This window comes from Enterococcus sp. HMSC061C05 (assembly GCF_001814765.1).
GTDB lineage: Bacteria > Bacillota > Bacilli > Lactobacillales > Enterococcaceae > Enterococcus_B > Enterococcus_B lactis.
In genome coordinates, this window is the sequence record NZ_KV817751.1 from 38903 (window position 1) to 60206 (window position 21304).

The window sequence follows — 21304 nt, forward strand, 5'->3', positions numbered from 1 at the left end:
TTCTGCGATTGAAACAGCGAATAAAACTGTATCACTATTTAACCGTCTTCATTAATAAATTATCATGGATTTATGAGAAATACAAGCTAAAAGCACAAATTTTCACGATGAAAGGAAATTATGCCAATCCGCATATTAACAGCATTAGTGAATATAATCACAATAAGGAAAGCGTTTTATATTTAGACTGTGTTTTTTCTATTTTCTAATCAAACTTATAATGATCTGTTTCTATTTAGAAACGCTGGTGTTATACAGTTTTGCTGCAACTATTTATTTTCTTAAGACATCGTGAACGGTTATACAAAAAGTGCTTTTTTCCCTAATACTTTGTCTCGTCTTCTTTTTAAGAAAAAAAAGAAACAGCAGGAAATTTAAATCCCAGCTGTTATATTCTTTAATCTTTTTACCTTGTGAAATTATTCTGTTAACCACTGTTCTAAAATTTTCATCTTTGAATAAAACAACGATATGTTGGCTTCATCTAGACGACTGTAATTGATTCTGATTCCATTTATATCTTGCCCAAAAAGTAGACTTGGTGCGATTCCTAGACCCATATCTACTACTTTTTCTGCTAGTTCGGGGTCCAGCTTTTTTCCATCCCAAGTGATCCAAGCATAATAACCACCTAGAATCGAATGAAGCTTGAAAAACGATTGAGACTCTGCCCAAATACTTATCAGTTGGCTTTTTTCTTTCAATTTTTTTCTTACATCCAACATTTTCAAATCAATTGCTTCATCAAATACATTAGCGGCCGTGATTTGTGTAAGGATGTTCATCGGAAACTCCATCATTTCTTGCGCTTTAGCGAGTTGCAAGATAAAGGTCTCTGGTCCGATCAACCAACCGATTTTCGTTGTTTTTCCTAAAATCCTAGATAACGAACCGACATATAATACATTATCCGGATCAATCGTCCGTATAGGAAGAACTTCATCTTGCTTTAGAAATGAAAGGTCCGTAAATACATCGTCTTCAATAATCGGAAGCCGATACTGCCGACACAATTCTACTAGCTTTTCTCGTCGCTTTTGACTCATCACCTTTCCTGTAGGGTTTTGAAAATTCGGGTTGATAAGCACTGCTTTCAATTTATTTTTATGGATCGATTCTTTCAGTTTTTCTAAGTCGATCCCTTCTTCATCCATCGGTATCCCAAATAAACGCGTTCCTGAAGCTTTGAAAAGAGGTAATCGGTAAAAAAAAGAAGGTGACTCTACAGCTATCCCCTCTCCAGCAGAAAGAATCGTTTGTAAGATCAAAAAGATTGCTTGCTGGCCACCACCAGTCACCAGAAGCTGGTTTAGGGAAAAGGTCAGTTCAAATTTACTTTCCAAATACCGTTTGATTTTGTTACGTAACGGAGTATAGCCTAAAAGATCCATTTCTTTTTCTTCCGCTAAGATTTCTTCAAGAGAATAAGAAGGAAACTCAAAATTCGGCAAAAGCTCATTTGGCATCTCACTCGCATATAAGTCAAGGAACAATGTTTTTTGGCTCTGCTTTGCTTCTTTTATTTTTTGTTCATACCAATCCGTCTGTTCATAGCGAGGTGAGATCATTTGTCGCCAATCGATTCTTGGAACGGCGAATTTCCCCCATTCAGTCTGATTGACGAACCAACCGCTACCACGTTTACTTGTTAATACGCCAAGCTCTCTAAGTTCTTCCAATGCATGAACAACGGTGGAACGATTTACACCAAAAAATTGCCCTAGTTTTCGTTCCGATTCAAGTTGATCTCCAGGATTGATTCTTCCACTTTCGATTTCTCTCATGATCTGTTCCATGATTTGACGATAAATCGGTCCTTGTTTTTTCTCTACTTTTTCCCACATAGTCCTCTCTTTTCTGTTGTCCATTCTTTCTATTGATTTTACCGAATTTACGAGAAAAAAGAAAAGCTTTTTTTGCAAAACATAAAAAACGGAAGGTTCTGTTATGAACCTTCCGCTGATATTTTGCTCATTATTTAGATCGTATCTCCGTTAAAAATCGAATTTTTCACGATGACATAATCAACTTTCCGAATGGCTTCCAGATCTCTTCCTCCAGCATACGAAATAGATGATTGAAGGTCTTGTTGCATTTCCACTAGTGTATCTTTCAAAGATCCTTTATGTTGGATCCAGATTTTCTTTCCTTCAACATTTCGTTTTTCACCTTTTTGGAATTCTGAAGCAGAACCAAAGTATTCTTTATATACAATTCCGTTTTCGACTTTTGTTTCGCCAGGAGATTCCTCGTGACCGGCAAACAATGAGCCAATCATAACCATTGTCGCTCCAAAACGGACAGATTTTGCAATATCGCCATGTGTTCTGATCCCACCGTCAGCGATGATCGGCTTGCGAGCTGCTTTCGCACACCATCTAAGAGCGGCCAGTTGCCAGCCTCCAGTTCCAAAGCCTGTCTTGATTTTTGTAATACATACTTTTCCTGGACCAATCCCGACTTTTGTTGCATCTGCGCCCGCATTTTCCAATTCACGGACGGCTTCCGGTGTACCAACATTACCGGCAATCACAAAAGTTTCAGGCAAATATTTTTTAATATGCTGAATCATATCAATAACTGAGTTAGCATGTCCATGCGCGATGTCGATAGTGATATAATCAGGATTTAGCGATTCTTCTGCCAACTTCTCTATAAAGGAATATTCCTCTTTCTTGACACCAACACTGATCGAGGTAATCAATCCGCGCTTTTTCATTTTTTTGATAAACGGAATTCGAGCTGCTTCATCAAACCGATGCATGATATAGAAATAACCATTTTCCGCTAAGAATTCTGCAATCGTTTCATCAATAATCGTCTGCATGTTGGCAGGCACTACTGGCATTTTGAATGTATGTTTACCTAATGTGACCGTTGTATCACATTCAGAACGGCTATTTACGATACATTTATTAGGAATTAACTGAATATCTTCGTAATCAAATACTTTCATTACATTATCCTCCTGATGTTCACATCCAGCAAAACACGAACATTATTAATTTAATCAAGGCTTTTTTTAGCGCCCTATGTAATTTAACTCAATTAAGCGAAAAAATCAAGAGCAAAAAGAGAATTTATACGAATGGTAAAAAAACATACATTATTTTTTGTCTAAACAAACGAAGCAATGAATGTTCGCTTTTAGCGAAAAAAAGACTGTGACAAATGTCTTGTCACAGTCTTTTTTCTGAATAAACGGTGTTCTCCTACGCTGTCCGTTTTTTCTTGTTATACAAGTCTAATACAACGGCTAAAAGCAAGATCAACCCTTTGATTGCCTGCTGCCAATCTACCCCGACGCCTAAAATCGACATGCCATTGTTCAATACACCCATGACCAAGCCACCGACAATCGCACCCATAATCGTTCCGATGCCGCCGGATGTTGAAGCACCGCCAAAATATACTGCCGCCATCGCATCTAGTTCCATCGAAGTACCCGCTTGAGGTGTCGCCGCATTTAACCGAGCAGCTAAAACTAATCCAGCTAAAGCTGCCATGACTCCCATGTTGACGAAAACCCAGAACGTGATCCGCTTTGTTTTTATCCCTGATAATTCAGCCGCTTTTCGATTTCCGCCCGTCGCATAAATCTGGCGACCTGCTACTGTTTTATTTGTCAAAAACCCATATGCTGCGACGATCAAACCGAGAATGATCAAAATGATCGGATATCCTTGATAAGAGGCAAAGATGTAAGTTATCCCTAGTACAACGACTGCTGTAAATACTGCCTTTACCAAGAAAGCTGCTGGAGATTCCACTTCAAATAAATGATTTTTCCGACGATTTCTTGTTCGCCATTGTCCAACAACTAACACGATGGTGATGATCATTCCTAAAATCAATGTCAAGAAGTGAAGGATGCTTCCTTCGCTTAAGTCTGGTAAATAACCCGTAGACATTTTTTGGAAAACAGCTGGAAAAGGTGCTAGAGATTGACCGCCTAGAACAACTTGTGTCAGTCCACGAAACATCAGCAATCCTGCTAAAGTCACGATAAACGCCGGTATCCCAGCATAAGCTACCCAAAAACCTTGCCATGCGCCGATCAGCCCGCCTACTGCAAGACATGCGATGACTGTCACCCACGGGTTCATTTGGCGATTGACCATCATCATGCCCGCAATTGCACCAACAAACGCCATCACTGACCCTACCGACAAATCCACATGACCTAAGAGCACAACTAATAACATCCCTGCAGCTAGTACTAATATATGACTATTTTGCAAAACAAGGTTAGTTATATTCAACGGACGCCAGAAAATACCATCCGTCATCAATTGAAACGCAATAAGTAGTCCCGCTAAAATGATCACCATGCTGTAGCGACCAAAAAGATCAGCTGCTCTACTTTTCAAATTTAGTTTTTTCTCTTTTTTATCCGTAAGATTTTTTGCTTGTTCCAACTTAACCCACCTCTTCTTTCGTCATTAATTTCATCAAGACTTCTTGATCTGCCTCTTCTCGCGAGACTTCTCCTGTAATACGTCCTTCGTTCATCGTATAGATTCGATCACACATTCCTAAGATTTCAGGAAGTTCAGAAGAGATAAGACAGACAGCTTTGCCATTTGCTGCCATTTCTTCGATAATCGTGTAGATCTCATATTTTGCCCCAACGTCTATCCCTCGGGTTGGCTCATCTAAAAAAAGAATATCGGGTTGTGTCATCAGCCACTTGGATAAAACGACTTTTTGTTGATTCCCACCACTAAGACTACTGACAATTTGATGGATGGAGTTTGTTTTTATACGCATCTTTTTCCGGAAATTTTCTGCCTCAGTTACTTCTTTTTCTTTATCTAATACTCCTTTTTGACTTATTTTATCCAAACTGCTCAGCGTCACGTTTTCCCGAATATCCATCAGCAGATTCAGTCCTAAAGATTTTCGATCCTCCGAGACATAAGCGAGTCCGTTTGCAATGGCTGAAGGAACGGTCTTAACTGATATCTCTGCCCCTTCCTTTAATATACGTCCGGATATCTTGCTTCCATAAGAATGTCCAAATAGACTCATAGCGAATTCAGTTCTGCCCGCTCCCATCAGCCCAGCTATTCCTACAATCTCTCCTTTTTTCAAATGCAAGTTGATATGGTCGTTTATGATTCGCTCATGATCAAGAGGGTGATAGACCGTCCAGTCTTCTACTTTAAAATAAACTTCTCCAATATCCGGTTTTCTTTCAGGATAACGATCAACTAAATCTCTGCCCACCATCCCGCGAATAATATGCTCTTCGCTGATCATTTCATTTTCTAGCGTCTCAATCGTCTGTCCATCCCGTAAAATGGTGATTCGATCTGCGATATCCACGATTTCATTCAGCTTATGTGAAATAATGATGGAGGTTACACCTTGCTCTTTCAATTCTCGGATCAATCTCAGCAAATTCGCGCTTTCTTCTTCATTCAATGCAGCGGTAGGCTCATCCAAAATCAACAGACGGACGGATTTTGATAATGCTTTAGCTATTTCAACTAGTTGCTGTTGCCCTACGCCGATCTGGGATACTAGAAGATTCGGGTCGATAGACAAACCGACTTTATTCAGCAATTCATACGTTTTCTTTTCTGTCAGTTCCCAATCAATCACGCCTCTTTCTGCTTGTTCATTTCCGAGAAAAATATTCTCTTTTATTGAAAGATAAGGACTTAGTGCTAATTCTTGATGAATGATGACGATGCCTTTTTCTTCACTATCTTTCAAATCTTTGAATTGACACAGCTTTCCATCATAAAAGATTTTCCCGTCATAGGAGCCATATGGATACAAGCCGCTCAAGACATTCATCAATGTTGATTTTCCCGCTCCGTTTTCTCCGCACAATGCATGGATTTCCCCACGTTCAATCATCAGATTCACGCAATCTAACGCTCGGATTCCAGAAAATTTTTTGGTGATATCTGCCATTTTTAAAATACAATCCGCCATAATTCTTATCCTCTCTCTGACTTAGATCTCTTTAGTTCCTTGTTTGGTTCCTCTTAATTTTTCAGATCGGATTCTTTATAATAATCTGTGTCGATCAGCTCTGCTTGATAATTATCTTTATCGACAGATACTGTATTTGCTAAATACGTAGGAACAGTTTTCACCCCATTATCATAAGTTTCAGTATCATTGACCGGAACCTCTTCTCCATCACTGATTGCTTTGATCATTTCAATCGTATTTTTTGCTAAGATACGTGTGTCTTTAAAGATCGTTTGTGTTTGTTCCCCGGCAATGATCGATTTGACGCCAGCAACTGTCGCATCTTGTCCAGTAATCACAGGTAAAGGTTTACTTTCACTCCCATACCCCACGCCTTTTAATGACGAAAGGATCCCTAAACTTATTGGGTCATATGGCGACAAAACAGCATCCAATGTTTGGTCAGTATAATTTGCGCTTAACAGATTATCCATCCTTGCTTGCGCCGTAGAACCATCCCAGCGAAGCGTAGCGATTTGACTGAAACTCGTCTGTCCAGATGGCACGACCAACTGACCGTTGTCCATATATGGTTGTAAAACAGACATCACTCCGTTGTAATTAATTAGTGCATTGTTGTCGTCAGGCGAGCCACCAAATAATTCAATCGTGAATGGCCCTTTTCCTTCTTTCAATCCTAAGTGCTCCTCAATATAAGCTGCTTGCGATACACCTACTCCAAAATTATCAAAAGTCGCGTAGTAATCGACATTTTCTGAATTCATCAGTAAACGATCATAGGCAATCACCTTGATATCTGCTTCTTTTGCTTTAGCTAACACATCAGTTAAAGCCGAACCATCGATAGAAGCAATCACAAGTGTATCTACCCCTTTTGTAATCATATTTTCGATTTGTGCTACTTGATTTTCTACTTTATCTTCTCCATATTGAAGATCTGTTTTATAACCCAGTTTTTCTAATTCCGAGACCATGTTGTTCCCATCAGCGATCCATCTTTCTGCTGATTTGGTCGGCATAGCGATTCCTACATACCCCGTACTATCATCTGCAGATCCTGAATTGCCACACGCACTTAATAGAATGCTTGCGGTCAAAATAGCGATACTCCCAAGAATCTTTCTAAATTTGTTTTTCATTTTTTATCCCCCATTCCGATTGATACACCGAGTATAGCTAATAAAGAAAGCGTTAACATTGATTTTTTTATGGGATTTACTTTAAATTTTTTAGGTGTACTTTTTTTGTCTTGGATTTTTTTAAGTTTCTTGGATTTTTTTCGATTGATTCCTTTTGACTTTGATTTTCCCTTTTATCTGATAAGATAGTACTAACAAATCCAGATGGAGTGATCTAAAGTGAAACGTGTTTTATTTTTTTTAGCTCTTATTGTAATCGCTTACCAAATGATAGGGTGTACACCTAGTACAAAGGAAGCACCTGACCCACTAGTCGTTGGTTTTTCGCAATCAGGAACGGAGAGTAGCTGGCGGAAAAAGCATACTGAATCAATTATCACTGCGCTTGAAAAAGAAGATTACCAAGTTCTCTACCGAAATGGTTACATGAATCAGGAACGGCAAATCCAAGATATACGGACGTTCATTGCCTATAAAGTAGATATGATCATTTTTACTCCTTTGCAAGAATCCGGGTGGGACTCTGTATTAAAAGAAGCCAAGCGAGCAGGGATCCCTGTCATACTTGTCGACAGACATATTCAAACGAATGATCCCGAGCTTTTCGTCACCCACATCGGTCCCAGTTTCAAAGCAGAAGGAAATCGGGCGGGTTTATTTGTCAGCAATCACTTCACAAATTCAAAGAAACAGGAAATCAGAATCCTAGAACTTGCTGGTTCAGAGAACTCCACACCGACCAAGCTACGCTCCGAAGGATTTTTGGAATCAATCAATCGTAAACCAACCCTAAAAAAAGATGGAACCATCGACCATAAACCTCCAATGACTATTGTTCACCGAATTGTCGGTGATTTTATTCGGATGAAAGGAAAAGACCAGATGAAACGATATTTAGAAACAAATGATTTATCCAAAATCGATGTATTATACAGCCATAGTGATGAAATGACTCACGGTGCTTTAGCTGCGATAAAAGAAACATCAATCAAACCTGGAGAAGATTTGATCATTGTAACGATTGATGGACAAGAAGATATGATCGAGAAGCTACGCTCAGGAATCGTCAATTGCGTAGTCGAGTGTAAACCTGATGTCGGCTGGTATGTAGCCAATACCGTTACTCGTTATTTTGGAAATCTTCAAACAGGAAAAACATTACCTAAAGATATTTTTATTTCCGAGACTGTCTTTTCCCAGCAGAATATAGCTAACATCCCAACCAGAAATTATTGACTGGAGAAGTATCATGACCAAAAATTTAAGCATAAAACAGATTTTTGCCCAAGCAAACAAAGCCATGCTTCTATTTGCTGTTATCCCTTTGCTACTGAGCATACTGTTATATTCGCAACAGCTTTTGATTTATCAACAGACGATCGCAAATATCCAAAAAGCAGATGCAATTGCTTTGAAGGTTGATCAAAAAGTTTTGGAAAGTATGTGGGACTTGATTTCTGGCCAAGTAACCGTAGATGAGTTCAATGAGGAAAATATCCTAGAAGAACTTAGGAATGATATTCGAGAGATCAAAAATAATACAAATACACTTAAAGAAATTAGTACGTTAGATGTATCGTTACGTACGATCGATACATTGGAAGATTATCAAGCTGAGCTCATTCATCATATCTTGGCAGAAGATTTTATGGATACCAATGAACAGATCATCAATCAGGTCGATTCTGTCACTCAACTACTGTCAGATATTTTACAGGATTTTGTTCGTGTGGAAATCGACTTAGCAAGTCAAAAAAATACGACGCTTGTCCGCTCGCTCATTTTATTAACGATAGTCGAATTGGGGGTTCTTAGTACTATTTTTTTCTATGCGAAAAAGAATCGCCGCTTTTTAGAGCAGAAGGTCCAAGAGCCGATCAATCAGCTGATCACAATGTCCGAACAGCTTTCTTCAGGAAATCTTGGATTTCGTTTAAACATGCCAGAAACACAAGAACTACAGACACTTACCGCTAGTATGAACAAAATGGCGGAAGATCTAAACCAGTCTTTACGGGAGAACGCTTTGAAACAATACCATTTAGCACAAAGTGAAGTTCGTGTATTGCAAGCTCAGATCACTCCTCATTTTATTTATAACAGTTTGGATGCCATCATTTCTTTGATCGAACAAGACTGCTTTGAAGAAGCTCTGACTATGACCCATGCACTTTCCGGCTTTTTTCGTACGTCTTTAAGCAAAGGACAAGACTGGATTCCTCTTGAAAAAGAAATCAGCCATATCAATGATTATCTGGTCATTTTAAAAATAAGATACGGACATATGCTTGACTATAAGATCGATATACCAGAAACACTTTTTCCTGTTTCTATTTTAAAGATGATCTTGCAACCATTGATCGAAAATGCTGTGTACCATGGAACAAAGTACGTTCGTCACAAAGGATTTATTCGTATTACTGCATGCAAAATCGACGAAATGATCCAATTCAAAGTCATAGACAACGGTATTGGCATTCCTGTAGAAAAACTAGCAGAAATACGTAAAGAGTTAGCCAAAGGGATCGATTCAGATTTCAGTATCGGCTACGGGCTTTACAACGTAAACAAGCGTCTCCTTCTCTATTACGGAAATAATCAAAAACCTATCACGATTGACAGCAAATACCGAGAAGGGACAACTGTCACACTGACGATTCCTATATCTCCCAAAACAATTGGAGGAAACAAACATGTATAAAGTTTTTATCATCGAAGACGAATACCTCATTCGCAATAACTTGCGGGAACAAATAACTGCCCTTGGTTCTTATTATCCAATCACTTATGTCGGGGAAGCTGGAGATGGTGAGATGGCACTGTCTTCGATTATCGACTTACAGCCCGATATCATTCTGACTGATATCCAAATGCCATTCATGGACGGTTTGACTTTTTCAAAAGAAGCAAGGAAACTGCTTCCTTGGACTCGCCTCATATTTATTAGCGGATTCGACGATTTCGATTATATGAAAGGAGCAATCCAAGTACAGGCAGATGATTATCTACTTAAACCAATTAAAAGCAACGAATTGAAACAAGCAATAGAAAAAGCAGTGACTGCGTTAGACTTGCAGCAAAAAGAAACGCACCCTTCTTCTGATCTTGTTTTCGAATTGAAAAAAAATCATTTCTTGAACGGTTTGTTCAAAGGCTCACTTACGATCAGTGAAACATTGAAACTTGCTGAATCTTTCAATCGCTCTTTAGCAGGGAAAAAAATGACCGTATTATTAGCAGCAAACCAAGTCAGTACAGACTTTGAAGATTACGCTCATCTCAGTGATTATTTGAAGTTTTTATTTAGGGAGAATCAACAAGTGATTTTTTCTGCTGTTTCCTCTCGATTCATCAAATTTTTAATAGTTGATCCTCTTGAAGAAAATGTGATTGAGACCAGTTATCAGGTAGCCCAAACGTTGATCCATGAATTAGAAAAGGGACAAAAAAATAATTTTTCTGTCGTCATCGGTCCTGTCGCAGAAAGAATCAGCGAATTACCTTCATCTTTTGAGATCACGCAGATGATACTTGAAACCGCCAGTTCCCTTAAAGATCAAATTATCAGCTATGAGGATTTGATTAAAGAAGCAAAACTTCCAGTTGATTCTGTCTTTTACTTTGATCTCTCACTTGATTTGTCTTCATTATCGAAAAACGAAGTATCTAAGTACATCGAACACTTGACGAAACCACAAGGCACACCAATCCGAACACGATTATATCGTTTATTTGTCTTGACTAAGCTACTCCAGCATGTCCGCCTGAAAGAAAAGGAAATCCCGCAAGAAATGGTTCATTGCACATCCACTAGCCAACGCTTAGCAATCAGCGCCGACGACTCGCTTTACCGTTCGACTGTTTATATGTTCATTTCTTTCTTAACTGCTCTGCCCGCACAGCCTTCAAAGAACAAATATCAGCCAATTTTGAACCATGCATTGGATTTTATCAAAGAAAATTTTACCGATCCAGATATGTCCTTAACTTGGGTCGCTCAACAAGTTGCATTAAGCCCCTCTCATTTCAGTACGATTTTTTCTCAATCGTTTAACCAAACATTCATCGATTATCTGACAGAACAAAGAATCGAATTAGCAAAAAAATTATTGCAGCAATCAGACTATCGTATCTCAGATATTGCTTTTGAGATTGGTTATAATGACCCTAACTATTTCAGTTATTTATTTAAGAAAAAACAAGGGATTTCCCCAAAAGAATATCGGACACAGCTTTTCCTTGAAAACAAAAATAAATAATAAATAAAATCCGTATAGCGATACTCTTTCCCGTTGGCAATAAAAAAAGGCGGAATATCTCGAAGCTGAAAATAGCTTTCAAGATATTCCGCCTTTTTAATTGATCGCACCGTTGCTTATGACAACTTTTAAGGTAAAATGTTTCCAGCAGCACGGTACAATTCGTACCAATCTTCCCGAGACATATTAATTTCTGATGCTTGAGCGATTTCCTTGATTCGCCCTACGTTCATCGTACCGGCGATTACTTGCATATTGGCTGGATGGCGCAAAATCCAAGCAGAAGACAAGCCAGTTGGTGTCGTTTGATATTTAGCTGCTAATTCTTCTAATGTTTGGTTTAATTCAGGGAATTTTTCGTTCCCGATAAATACACCTTCAAAAAATCCATACTGGTATGGCGACCACGCTTGGATCGTCATATCATGCAAACGGGAATAATCAAGTACACTACCATCATGGTCGATACTTGCTTCATCTGTCATATTGACATGAATCCCTTGATCGATCATTCCAGTATGTTTCAAGCCAAATTGCAGCTGATTAGCTACTAATGGTTGACGAACATATTTTTTCAGCAATTCGATTTGCATTGGTTTTTGATTGCTGACGCCAAAATAACGGACTTTACCTGATCGTTCCAATTCATCAAACGCTTCAGCTACCTCTTCTGGTTCCACCAATGTATCTGGACGATGAAGAAGTAAAGCATCCACATAATCCATTTTCAGACGGGTCAAACTTTTTTCCACAGATTCAATGATATGTTTTTTAGAAAAATCAAACATCACACCTGGAACGATTCCACATTTTGTTTGAATAAAAAGATCTTCTCGTTTGATTGATGTTTTTGCTAGAGCATCTGCAAAGATTTCTTCACATTCACCGTTCCCATAAATATCTGCATGGTCAAAAAAATCAATGCCGTTTTCATAAGCTGTCTCAATCACTTTTACTGGAGCTTCCGCATTGTTGATACGCATACAGCCTAAGATCACTGCAGCTACTTTCTGATCAGAAGTACCTAATTGAATTTTTTTCATCTGAACTCCTCCTTATTTATATACACAACAAAAGTGTACCACACTCTTTATGAAAAGGCTTCACTAAAATCGGCGCTTCCGACTATATTTGTTGTATTTTTTTATAAATGGAAGCAGCTGATTTACTTCACGACCAGTTCGCTATTGGCAGCTTTTTCTCCAATATCTGTACGATAAAATGTTCCATCTGTCGTTTTATCCATTAACGCGGTGTAGATTTTTTCCTGTGCTTCTTTGATCGTCTCACCGTATGCTTCTACTAGATAAAGGCGTCCTCCTGTTCCAACTAGTTTGCCGTTATTTGAGGAAACTCCAGCATAGTAAACAGAAAGCTCTTCTTCCAGAAAATCTGGTAGAACCATTCCTGTCTCATATTCTTCGGGGTAACCGGCAGCTGCCACCACAACGCCTACATTGTATCCTTCTTGCTGCCACTTTAACTCTACTGCACGATTCTCTAATAAATCATCGATTACTTGTGCAAAGTCACTCTTCAACCGAGAAAGAACGACTTGCGTTTCAGGATCACCGAAACGCGCATTGAATTCGATCACTTTTGGTCCTTCCTTCGTAGCAATCAAACCCGCATATAAAACACCCGTGAAAGAGCGTCCTAGTTCTTTCATTCCCAAAGCCGCTGGTTTTAAAACTTCTTCCACAGCTTTTTCAATCATCTTTTTTGGAATTTGCGGTACTGGTGAATAAGCACCCATCCCGCCTGTATTTGGCCCTTTATCGTTATCGAATGCCCGCTTATGATCTTGCGAAATGACCATCGGATACACCTTGGTATCACGGACAAACGCCAAAAGGGAGAATTCTTCTCCTGCCAAAAACTCTTCTACGACGATTTTTTTGCTGCTGTTCCCAAATCGATGCTGGTTCAACATTTGTTCTGCCGCATCCAGCGCTTCTTTCACTGTTGTAGCCACGACTACACCTTTTCCAGCTGCTAAGCCATCCGCTTTCACTACGATTGGCGCACCGTTTTCTTTGATATACGCTGCTGCTTTTTCGTAACATTCAAAACTTCTGGATTTAGCTGTCGGGATCTGATACGTCTCCATCAATTGTTTAGCAAAACTTTTCGAACCTTCGATCAGAGCTGCTGCTTTTGTCGGACCGAAGATTTTCAATCCTTCCGCCATGAAATCATCGACGATCCCATTTAATAAAGGAACTTCAGGACCAACGATACTCCAATCAATCGCCTCGTTCTTAACAAAATGAATTAATGCTGAATGATCTTGTTCACTGATAGCGACACAATTGATGCCATCCTTTGTCATTCCAGGATTTCCTGGCGCACAATACACCGTATCCACCTTCGGACTGGCTAAAAGTTTTTTACTTATTGCATGTTCACGACCACCTGCACCGATCACCAAAATGTTCATTTATCCGACTCCTCTCTAATGTCTAAAATGCCGAACATCAGTAAAGACCATTGCTAGATCGTATTTATTCGCCATATCAATAGAATCTTGGTCTTTGATACTTCCACCTGGCTGAATGATTGCTTTTATACCATGTTTGGCTGCATATTCAACTGAATCATCCATTGGGAAATAAGCATCGCTAGCTAAAACTGTACCTTCCATTTTCTCTTGCGCTTGTTCAATCGCAATTTTTACTGAACCGACTCGATTCATCTGCCCGGCTCCGATTCCTACTGTCTGACGTTCGTTTGCCAGTACGATCGCATTAGATTTCACATGTTTGACAGCTTTCCAAGCAAACGCTAATGCTTTTGCTTCTGCTGGAGTCGGCTTACGTTTTGTCACGACTTTCCATTCTTCTTCGTTTTCCATTGCCAGATCTTGATCTTGTACAAGAAGTCCACCTAAGACTGAGACCGTTTCTTCTCGATTTTGATTTTCTTCTTGCGCAAAGTCTACTGTCAGTAATCGGATGTTTTTCTTTTTTTGCAGTAATTCCAAAGCTTCTTTTGTATAAGAAGGGGCAATGATGATTTCTAGAAACAGCTTATGCATCTGTTCTGCTGTTGGCAGATCTACTTCTCGATTCAAAACGATGATCCCACCAAAGATTGAAACAGGATCTGCTTCATATGCTGCTTCCCACGCTTCTAAAATCGTAGATGCTGTCCCAATACCACAAGGATTCATGTGTTTCAAGGCGACTACCGTTGGCTCGTCATATTCCTTCATGATCCGTAACGCAGCATCCGCATCACGGATATTATTATAAGAAAGTTCTTTCCCATGGAGTTGTTTTGCTGCTGCAATCGAATATTTTTCCAGAAGAGCGGACTGATAAAAGGCAGCGGCTTGATGGCTATTTTCACCGTAACGAAGCGTTTGTTTTCGTTCATACGTAAGTGTCAATTTTTCCGGTTCTTTTTCTTCCACCCAATCCGTTAAGTATTGAGCGATCAGTGCATCATATGCAGCAGTATGACGAAAGACTTTTGCCGCTAGTTTTTGTCTGAAAGAAAGTGAAGTATGCCCATACTGACGTAATTCTGAAAGTACCTCTTCATAGTCAGATGGATCAACAACAGCGGTGACAAATTCATGGTTTTTTGCTGCACTACGGAGCATACTAGGACCACCGATATCAATGTTTTCAATAGCTTCTGCTATTTCGACATCTGGTTTCATAATCGTTTCTTTGAAAGGATATAAATTGACACAAACAAAGTCGATTGGTTGGATATTTTCCGTCTCCATTGCCTCCATATGGCTAGAGCGATCGCGTCTTCCTAAAAGACCACCATGGATTTTAGGATGAAGTGTTTTGACACGGCCATCCATCATTTCAGGAAACCCTGTCACTTCTTCGATTGAAAGCGTTTTGATCCCAGCTTGATCCAACGCATGCTTTGTTCCTCCTGTTGAAATGATTTCTACTCCTTGTTCAACCAAACCTTGGGCAAATGCTACAATCCCAGTTTTATCTGATACACTGATCAATGCTCTTGTCATTTCAGATAGCCTCCATTTTCAATAATTTCACTAATCACTTCTGGATAGATCCGATGCTCTACTCTATGAATTTTTTCTTCTAAAGAATCGAACGTGTCCTCCTGTTCGATCCTCACTTTTTCCTGCCGGATGATTGGTCCAGTATCTACACCTTGGTCGATATAATGGATTGTGACACCCGTTTCTTTTACTCCAGCTTCAAATGCATCACGAATGCCATGCAAACCAGGGAATGCAGGTAAAAGAGATGGATGGACATTGATGATTCTTTTATCATAATTTTCCAGCAATACTGGTCCAATGATTCGCATGTATCCAGCTAATACGATCAAATCGATCTTTTTTTCTTTCAATTTATACAAAATCGCTTCTTCATACTCTTTTTTGGAGTCAAATTCTTTAGGTGAAAAACAATCTGCCGGTACATCCAATGCGACTGCACGTTTCAAAACATATGCTGCAGGCTGATCACAAAACAACCAGTCAATCGAAGCTTCCATTCCTTTTTTCGATAGATAATCGGCTAGCGCTTGAAAGTTGCTTCCGTTTCCAGAAGCAAAAACAGCGATTCTCATCGTTCTTCTCCTGTAAATACCACACGATGTTTTTCTTTGGCGATCACTTTTCCGATTTCATAAACTTTTTCGCCAGCTTGCTCAATCTCGTGTACGATTTCTTTTACTTTTGCTTCCTCGACTGCTAAGACCATCCCAATGCCCATATTGAATATTTCATACATCTCCATCATAGGAATCTCACCATATTTTTGTAAACAGCCGAAGATCGGAAGGATCGGCCATGTGCCAAGTTTGATTTCAGCAGCCATAGATTCTGGCAACATTCGCGGGATATTTTCTACAAACCCTCCACCGGTGATATGTGCAGCTCCTTTGATTTTCTTTTCTTTGATCAAGGGAAGCAAGGCAGAAACATAGATTTTCGTTGGCTCAAGTAATACTTCGCCAAGTGTTTTTTTCAATTCTGGCAGTTTTGATGATAAAGAAAGCTGCTGCTGCTCAAAGAAAATTTTGCGAACAAGAGAGTACCCATTTGAATGGATTCCGCTAGATGCTATTCCAAGCAACACGTCTCCTGGGTTGATTGTTTCTCCTGTCAATAATTGAGATTTTTCAGCTATCCCTACAGCAAATCCGGCTAGATCATAATCATTTCCTGAGTACATACCGGGCATTTCAGCTGTCTCGCCGCCGATCAGTGCCATATTTCCTTGAACACACCCATCTGCTACTCCTTTTACTACATTTTCTAAACGTGTCGGATCATTTTTCCCCGTTGCTAAGTAATCTAAAAAATACAACGGCTCTGCCCCTTGTGCTAAGATATCATTGACACACATCGCTACGCAGTCGATTCCGATCGTGTCGTGTTTGTCTGCTTCGATTGCTACTGCTAATTTCGTCCCTACACCATCGGTCCCCGAAACAAGGACTGGCTCTTTTAATTGAAAGACCGATAAATCGAAACAGCCGCCGAATCCTCCTATAGCGCCCATCACGCCTAATCGTTCCGTTTTTCTGACATGCTTCTTGATCCGTTCTACTACTTCATATCCAGCTTCGACATCTACGCCAGCTTTTGCGTATGCATTTGCCATTGGCTTCATATACTCCCTTCTTGATCTGCTTTTAAAAGAACGATACTTTTTCTTTTAGTGATTCCTGATATTTTTCTTCATAGTCATATAACGGCGTCGGATAATCTCCGTTGAAATAAGCCATACATAATCCTGAATACGGGGCATCTTTTTCCAGACCGATCGATTCGATCAGGCCCTCTTCACTTAAAAAACCTAAAGAATCGGCACCGATACATTCTTTGATTTCATCAATCGTGTGATTGGCCGCAATGAGTTCTTTACGCGTTTGAATATCAATCCCATAAAAACACGGATATTTCAAAGGAGGAGAAGCAATCCTCACATGTACTTCTTTTGCTCCTGCTTCTTTCAAAAGATGGACGATCCGTCTGCTTGTCGTGCCACGAACGATCGAATCATCAACCATGATCACCTTTTTCCCTTCCACTACCCCGCGTACAGCAGATAATTTCATTCGGACACCTTGCTCTCTTAGTTCTGGCGTCGGCTGGATAAATGTTCGGGCAATGTATTGATTTTTTACTAATCCAATTTCGTAAGGGATACCGCTTGCTTCTGCATAACCGCTTGCGGCTGACAAAGAAGAATTAGGTACACCAACGACCATGTCTGCTTTTACTGGCGATTCTTTCGCTAAATTCCGTCCCATATTTTTCCGTGCAGTATGCACATTGATCCCTGCGATATTTGAATCCGGTCTGGCAAAATAGATATATTCCATCGAACAAATAGAAAGCTGCGTGTCCTTCGTAAAGCAATCAATCTGGATTCCTTTGTCATTGATGATCACTATCTCACCAGGCTGGACATCTCTTATAAAACGTGCCCCAATAACTTCTAATGCACAAGTTTCCGAGGCAATCACGTATGCTCCGTTTTTCATTTGTCCGATTGCTAATGGACGAAAACCATTCGGGTCCAAAGCGGCAATCATTGCCGTTTCTGTCATTAATAAATAGGCAAAGCCACCTTTGACTTCATTTAAAGCACTTTTCAATTTATTTAAAAAATCTGTTTCTTCACTTCGTCGGATCAAATGCATCAATATCTCCGTATCGGAGTTGGAATGGAAGATCGCCCCATTTTCCTCTAACTCTTTTCTAAGGGAGCGAGCATTGATCAAGTTACCATTATGCGCTAAGCCGATCGACTGATCATGAAATTTGAATAGAAAAGGCTGAATATTGTCCACACTTCCATTGCCTGCTGTTGCATAACGTACATGTCCGATTGCAGCTTCTCCTGTTAACTGTTGCAATTTTCTTTGATCTTTGAATACCTCAGAAAGTAGACCCAGGTCTCGATGACCCATGAGCTTTCCTCGATCATTGGACACGATACCCGCACCTTCTTGTCCTCGATGCTGAAGACTATGGAGCCCGAAGTATGCCACACTAGCGGCGTCTGGATGACCCCAAACACCGAAGATCCCGCATTCTTCATTTAAACTCTTCACTTCATAAGACATACGATTGCATCCTCCCAGCACTTTCTTGCTACTGCTGTTTCTATTTTGATTTGACCGTCAGTTGCTGAAATTTCGATTATCGCTTCATCCGTCACCTCACCTGCTAAAAAAGCAGCATCTCCCATCATTTCTTCGAATCGTGTCTGGTTTTCCGGTGCAACTGTCAATACAAATCTTGATTGAGTTTCTGCAAACAATTGTGCAGAGGGCAAGCCAAACTGCACAGATAAACCTAACTGATATTTGAAAGCTGATTCTGCCAGTGCAATTGCCAAGCCACCTTCTGAACAGTCATGGGCACTTTCGATCAATCCGTTTTGGATGGCTGTCAATACTAACTCCTGGTTTTTCTTTTCAACGGCTAGATCAAAGTTTCGAATCACCCCTTCGATTCTTCCAAGCTGCATCTTTTGTAATTCACTGCCATCAAAATCTGCAAACGTCTTGCCTAATATATAGATTAGATCCCCTGATTTTTTGAATTCCTGAGTAGTGATATGTTCATGATCCTCGATCAATCCGACCATACCGATCATCGGTGTTGGATAGATTGCTTGACCGTCCGTTTCATTATATAAAGAGACATTTCCTGAAATAACAGGAGTTCCTAACGTTTCACACGCAGCAGCAATGCCGTCAGCTGAAGTCGATAATTCCCAAAAAACTTCTGGTTTATCAGGAGAACCATAGTTCAGGCAGTCGGTGATCGCCAAGGGTCTGCCACCGCTAGCAATGATATTTCTAGCTGCTTCTGCCACTGCTATTTGTCCTCCGACTTTTGGATCCAAATAGAGATAACGAGCGTTGCAGTCTGTGGTCATCGCTAATGCTTTGTTCGTCCCTCTGACTCTCATCACAGCCGCATCGCTTCCTGGACAGACAACTGTATTGGTTTGTACTTGTGAATCATAAGTTTCGTAGATTGAACGTTTCGAAGCAATCGTCGGTTGTTGCAGCAGATCAAGCAATACTTGTCCAGGTTCTTCAATAACCGGCTGATAAGGAGCCAACCGCTGAAAATCTGCGATTCGAGCTGGTTCTTTCATCTCTTTATGATAGACTGGCGCATCTTCAGCCAGCGCATCGACTGGCAGATTCGCTACTTCTTTCCCTTGATGATATAGACGATATTGCCCGTCGTCTGTTACTTTACCGATAGTGACTGCATCTAGATCATACTTCTGAAATAGTTCTTGGATTTTTTCCTCCTCTCCTGATTTGACACAAATCAACATCCGTTCTTGTGATTCGGATAGCATCATTTCATAAGGCGTCATTCCAGTTTCTCTTTGTGGGACTTCGTCTAATGTCAATATAAGTCCTGAACCAGCTTTTGAAGCCATTTCCGCACTAGATGAAACAAGTCCTGCTGCTCCCATATCCTGTATACCTACTAGAGAATCCGAATGATGCAAGATTAATTCCAAACACGCTTCAAGCAGCAGCTTTTCCATAAAAGGATCGCCTACTTGTACAGCAGAACGTTGCTGTTCTTCTTCTTGACTAAATTCTTCTGAGGCAAAAGTTGCGCCGTGGATGCCGTCGCGACCTGTTTTTGCTCCTACATACATGATCGAATTGCCGACACCAGCGGCTTGCCCTTTCTGGATATCTTTGTGTTCAATCAAACCTACACACATTGCATTGACTAATGGATTTCCTTCATAACAAGGATCAAATGCAATTTCGCCACCTACAGTCGGTATGCCGATACAATTGCCGTATCCGCCGATACCTGCAACTACTTCTTCTAGTAAATATTTTGTTCTTGGATTATCTAATTCGCCGAATCTCAATGAATCTAGCAGCGCAATTGGACGAGCCCCCATGCTGAAAATATCTCTGATGATTCCGCCAACTCCTGTCGCAGCTCCTTCATAAGGCTCCACGGCTGAGGGATGGTTGTGACTTTCTGCTTTGAAGACAACTGCTAGTCCATCACCGATGTCGACGATACCTGCGCCTTCTCCAGGGCCTTGCAAGACATGAGGTCCACTAGTAGGAAATTTGCGTAGAACCGGTTTAGAATTTTTATAGGAACAATGTTCGCTCCACATAACAGAAAACAGTCCAGTTTCCGTATAATTAGGCATTCTTCCTAAGATATCTTCTTCGATCATTCGATATTCTTCATCAGTCAATCCCCATTCGGCATAGATTCTTTTTTTCTTGATCTCTTCAGCTGTCGGTTCATTCAATGTTTTCATCTATACGGTCACCTTTCCGAAGTTTTTTAAAATGGAAGCAAAGAACCGTTTCCCATCTTCTGATCCTAGCAAGTCTTCTACTGCACGTTCTGGATGAGGCATCATTCCTAACACATTCCCCGCTTTATTCGTAATCCCTGCAATGTTTTCCACGCTGCCGTTGATGTTGTCATTATAAGTAAAGACGATCTGATTATTTTCCTTCAGTTCTTCAAGTGTTTCTTCGTCACAGAAATAATTTCCTTCCCCGTGAGCAACTGGAAGAGAGATTATTTCATCTGCTTCATATTCTGAAGTAAAGGCTGTCTTAGGGTTGACTTTCAATGGTACAGTTTTACAAATAAAATGCAAAGACTCATTTCGTCTCAGTACACCTGGCAACAGTCCAGCTTCTGTCAATATCTGGAATCCATTACATGTACCGAATACGGGTTTCCCTTCTTCAGCAAAACGAATCACTTCTTCCATGATTGTAGAAAACCGAGCAATCGCACCGCATCTCAAATAGTCACCATAGGAGAATCCTCCCGGCAGTAAAACCCCATCAAATCCTTCTAAAGAGGACTCATCATGCCGTACAAATTCGGCATCAGCGCCCATGATCTCGCGAATTGCCCATAACATATCTGCGTCACAATTTGAACCTGGAAAAACGATGACCGCAAATTTCATG

Annotated in this window: 16 protein-coding genes; 3 read left to right on the top strand and 13 right to left on the bottom strand. The window is 40.2% G+C overall.

The features are described 5' to 3' along the window. Positions 1–419 precede the first annotated feature (419 nt). From HMPREF2988_RS10375 to chvE, 5 genes are all read right to left on the bottom strand, one after another. Positions 420–1844 (bottom strand): aminotransferase-like domain-containing protein, encoded by a 1425-nt coding sequence (locus HMPREF2988_RS10375; RefSeq protein ID WP_070770599.1) that lies wholly within the window; start codon positions 1842–1844, stop codon positions 420–422. A gap of 134 nt (positions 1845–1978) precedes the next feature. Then, a complete protein-coding gene (gene guaC / locus HMPREF2988_RS10380; RefSeq protein ID WP_002287992.1) occupies positions 1979–2956 on the bottom strand; it encodes a GMP reductase in 978 nt (325 codons plus the stop codon). 256 nt (positions 2957–3212) lie between these two features. Then, positions 3213–4418: a multiple monosaccharide ABC transporter permease gene (mmsB, locus tag HMPREF2988_RS10385; protein WP_070770600.1), complete on the bottom strand. Its 1206-nt coding sequence runs from the start codon at positions 4416–4418 to the stop codon at positions 3213–3215. 1 nt (position 4419) lies between these two features. Further along, the gene (mmsA, locus tag HMPREF2988_RS10390; RefSeq protein ID WP_070770601.1) at positions 4420–5946 is read right to left on the bottom strand and encodes a multiple monosaccharide ABC transporter ATP-binding protein; all 1527 of its coding nucleotides are present in this window, start codon (positions 5944–5946) and stop codon (positions 4420–4422) included. 53 nt (positions 5947–5999) lie between these two features. Continuing rightward, positions 6000–7088 carry a multiple monosaccharide ABC transporter substrate-binding protein gene (gene chvE, locus HMPREF2988_RS10395; RefSeq protein ID WP_070770602.1) on the bottom strand — a complete coding sequence of 363 codons (1089 nt, stop codon included), beginning with the start codon at positions 7086–7088 and terminating at the stop codon, positions 6000–6002. A gap of 219 nt (positions 7089–7307) precedes the next feature. Between chvE and HMPREF2988_RS10400 the strand changes: the two genes are divergently transcribed. The 3 genes from HMPREF2988_RS10400 to HMPREF2988_RS10410 are packed head-to-tail and all read left to right on the top strand — an operon-like array spanning position 7308 to position 11347. Beyond that, positions 7308–8324: an ABC transporter substrate-binding protein gene (locus HMPREF2988_RS10400; RefSeq protein ID WP_070770603.1), complete on the top strand. Its 1017-nt coding sequence runs from the start codon at positions 7308–7310 to the stop codon at positions 8322–8324. Positions 8325–8337: 13 nt separating this feature from the next. Next, positions 8338–9789, top strand: a complete 1452-nt coding sequence (locus HMPREF2988_RS10405) for a sensor histidine kinase (RefSeq protein WP_002342667.1) — start codon at positions 8338–8340, stop codon at positions 9787–9789. Next, the gene (locus tag HMPREF2988_RS10410) at positions 9782–11347 is read left to right on the top strand and encodes a response regulator transcription factor (protein WP_070770604.1); all 1566 of its coding nucleotides are present in this window, start codon (positions 9782–9784) and stop codon (positions 11345–11347) included. The genes HMPREF2988_RS10405 and HMPREF2988_RS10410 overlap by 8 nt, the downstream gene beginning before the upstream one ends. 128 nt (positions 11348–11475) lie before the next feature. Here the strand turns inward: HMPREF2988_RS10410 and HMPREF2988_RS10415 are convergent, their stop codons facing one another. The 8 genes from HMPREF2988_RS10415 to purQ all read right to left on the bottom strand — a co-directional run bounded on the left by HMPREF2988_RS10415 (position 11476) and on the right by purQ (position 21303). Then, on the bottom strand, positions 11476–12390 hold the full coding sequence (locus HMPREF2988_RS10415; RefSeq protein WP_070770605.1) for an aldo/keto reductase: 915 nt from the start codon (positions 12388–12390) through the stop codon (positions 11476–11478). A gap of 122 nt (positions 12391–12512) precedes the next feature. Beyond that, the gene (gene purD, locus HMPREF2988_RS10420) at positions 12513–13787 is read right to left on the bottom strand and encodes a phosphoribosylamine--glycine ligase (RefSeq protein WP_070770606.1); all 1275 of its coding nucleotides are present in this window, start codon (positions 13785–13787) and stop codon (positions 12513–12515) included. Between the two features lie 15 nt (positions 13788–13802). Further along, positions 13803–15338: a bifunctional phosphoribosylaminoimidazolecarboxamide formyltransferase/IMP cyclohydrolase gene (purH, locus tag HMPREF2988_RS10425; protein ID WP_070770607.1), complete on the bottom strand. Its 1536-nt coding sequence runs from the start codon at positions 15336–15338 to the stop codon at positions 13803–13805. Then, positions 15335–15913: a phosphoribosylglycinamide formyltransferase gene (gene purN / locus HMPREF2988_RS10430; RefSeq protein ID WP_070770608.1), complete on the bottom strand. Its 579-nt coding sequence runs from the start codon at positions 15911–15913 to the stop codon at positions 15335–15337. The genes purH and purN overlap by 4 nt, the downstream gene beginning before the upstream one ends. Further along, complete coding sequence (gene purM / locus HMPREF2988_RS10435; RefSeq protein ID WP_180363532.1) at positions 15910–16962, bottom strand: phosphoribosylformylglycinamidine cyclo-ligase; 1053 nt, start codon at positions 16960–16962, stop codon at positions 15910–15912. The genes purN and purM overlap by 4 nt, the downstream gene beginning before the upstream one ends. Before the next feature lie 22 nt (positions 16963–16984). Next, complete coding sequence (purF, locus tag HMPREF2988_RS10440) at positions 16985–18424, bottom strand: amidophosphoribosyltransferase (RefSeq protein ID WP_002292225.1); 1440 nt, start codon at positions 18422–18424, stop codon at positions 16985–16987. After that, complete coding sequence (purL, locus tag HMPREF2988_RS10445) at positions 18409–20631, bottom strand: phosphoribosylformylglycinamidine synthase subunit PurL (RefSeq protein ID WP_070770609.1); 2223 nt, start codon at positions 20629–20631, stop codon at positions 18409–18411. The genes purF and purL overlap by 16 nt, the downstream gene beginning before the upstream one ends. Continuing rightward, positions 20632–21303, bottom strand: a complete 672-nt coding sequence (purQ, locus tag HMPREF2988_RS10450; RefSeq protein ID WP_070770610.1) for a phosphoribosylformylglycinamidine synthase subunit PurQ — start codon at positions 21301–21303, stop codon at positions 20632–20634. Position 21304: the final 1 nt, after the last annotated feature.

Bases quoted from the DNA above. Each gene is read 5' to 3' on its own strand.
- HMPREF2988_RS10375 (WP_070770599.1), bottom strand. From the start codon at position 1,844: ATGTGGGAAAAAGTAGAGAAAAAACAAGGACCGATTTATCGTCAAATC.
- guaC (WP_002287992.1), bottom strand. From the start codon at position 2,956: ATGAAAGTATTTGATTACGAAGATATTCAGTTAATTCCTAATAAATGT.
- mmsA (WP_070770601.1), bottom strand. From the start codon at position 5,946: ATGGCGGATTGTATTTTAAAAATGGCAGATATCACCAAAAAATTTTCT.
- chvE (WP_070770602.1), bottom strand. From the start codon at position 7,088: ATGAAAAACAAATTTAGAAAGATTCTTGGGAGTATCGCTATTTTGACC.
- HMPREF2988_RS10405 (WP_002342667.1), top strand. From the start codon at position 8,338: ATGACCAAAAATTTAAGCATAAAACAGATTTTTGCCCAAGCAAACAAA.
- HMPREF2988_RS10410 (WP_070770604.1), top strand. From the start codon at position 9,782: ATGTATAAAGTTTTTATCATCGAAGACGAATACCTCATTCGCAATAAC.
- HMPREF2988_RS10415 (WP_070770605.1), bottom strand. From the start codon at position 12,390: ATGAAAAAAATTCAATTAGGTACTTCTGATCAGAAAGTAGCTGCAGTG.
- purD (WP_070770606.1), bottom strand. From the start codon at position 13,787: ATGAACATTTTGGTGATCGGTGCAGGTGGTCGTGAACATGCAATAAGT.
- purH (WP_070770607.1), bottom strand. From the start codon at position 15,338: ATGACAAGAGCATTGATCAGTGTATCAGATAAAACTGGGATTGTAGCA.
- purN (WP_070770608.1), bottom strand. From the start codon at position 15,913: ATGAGAATCGCTGTTTTTGCTTCTGGAAACGGAAGCAACTTTCAAGCG.
- purM (WP_180363532.1), bottom strand. From the start codon at position 16,962: ATGAAGCCAATGGCAAATGCATACGCAAAAGCTGGCGTAGATGTCGAA.
- purF (WP_002292225.1), bottom strand. From the start codon at position 18,424: ATGTCTTATGAAGTGAAGAGTTTAAATGAAGAATGCGGGATCTTCGGT.
- purL (WP_070770609.1), bottom strand. From the start codon at position 20,631: ATGAAAACATTGAATGAACCGACAGCTGAAGAGATCAAGAAAAAAAGA.
- purQ (WP_070770610.1), bottom strand. From the start codon at position 21,303: ATGAAATTTGCGGTCATCGTTTTTCCAGGTTCAAATTGTGACGCAGAT.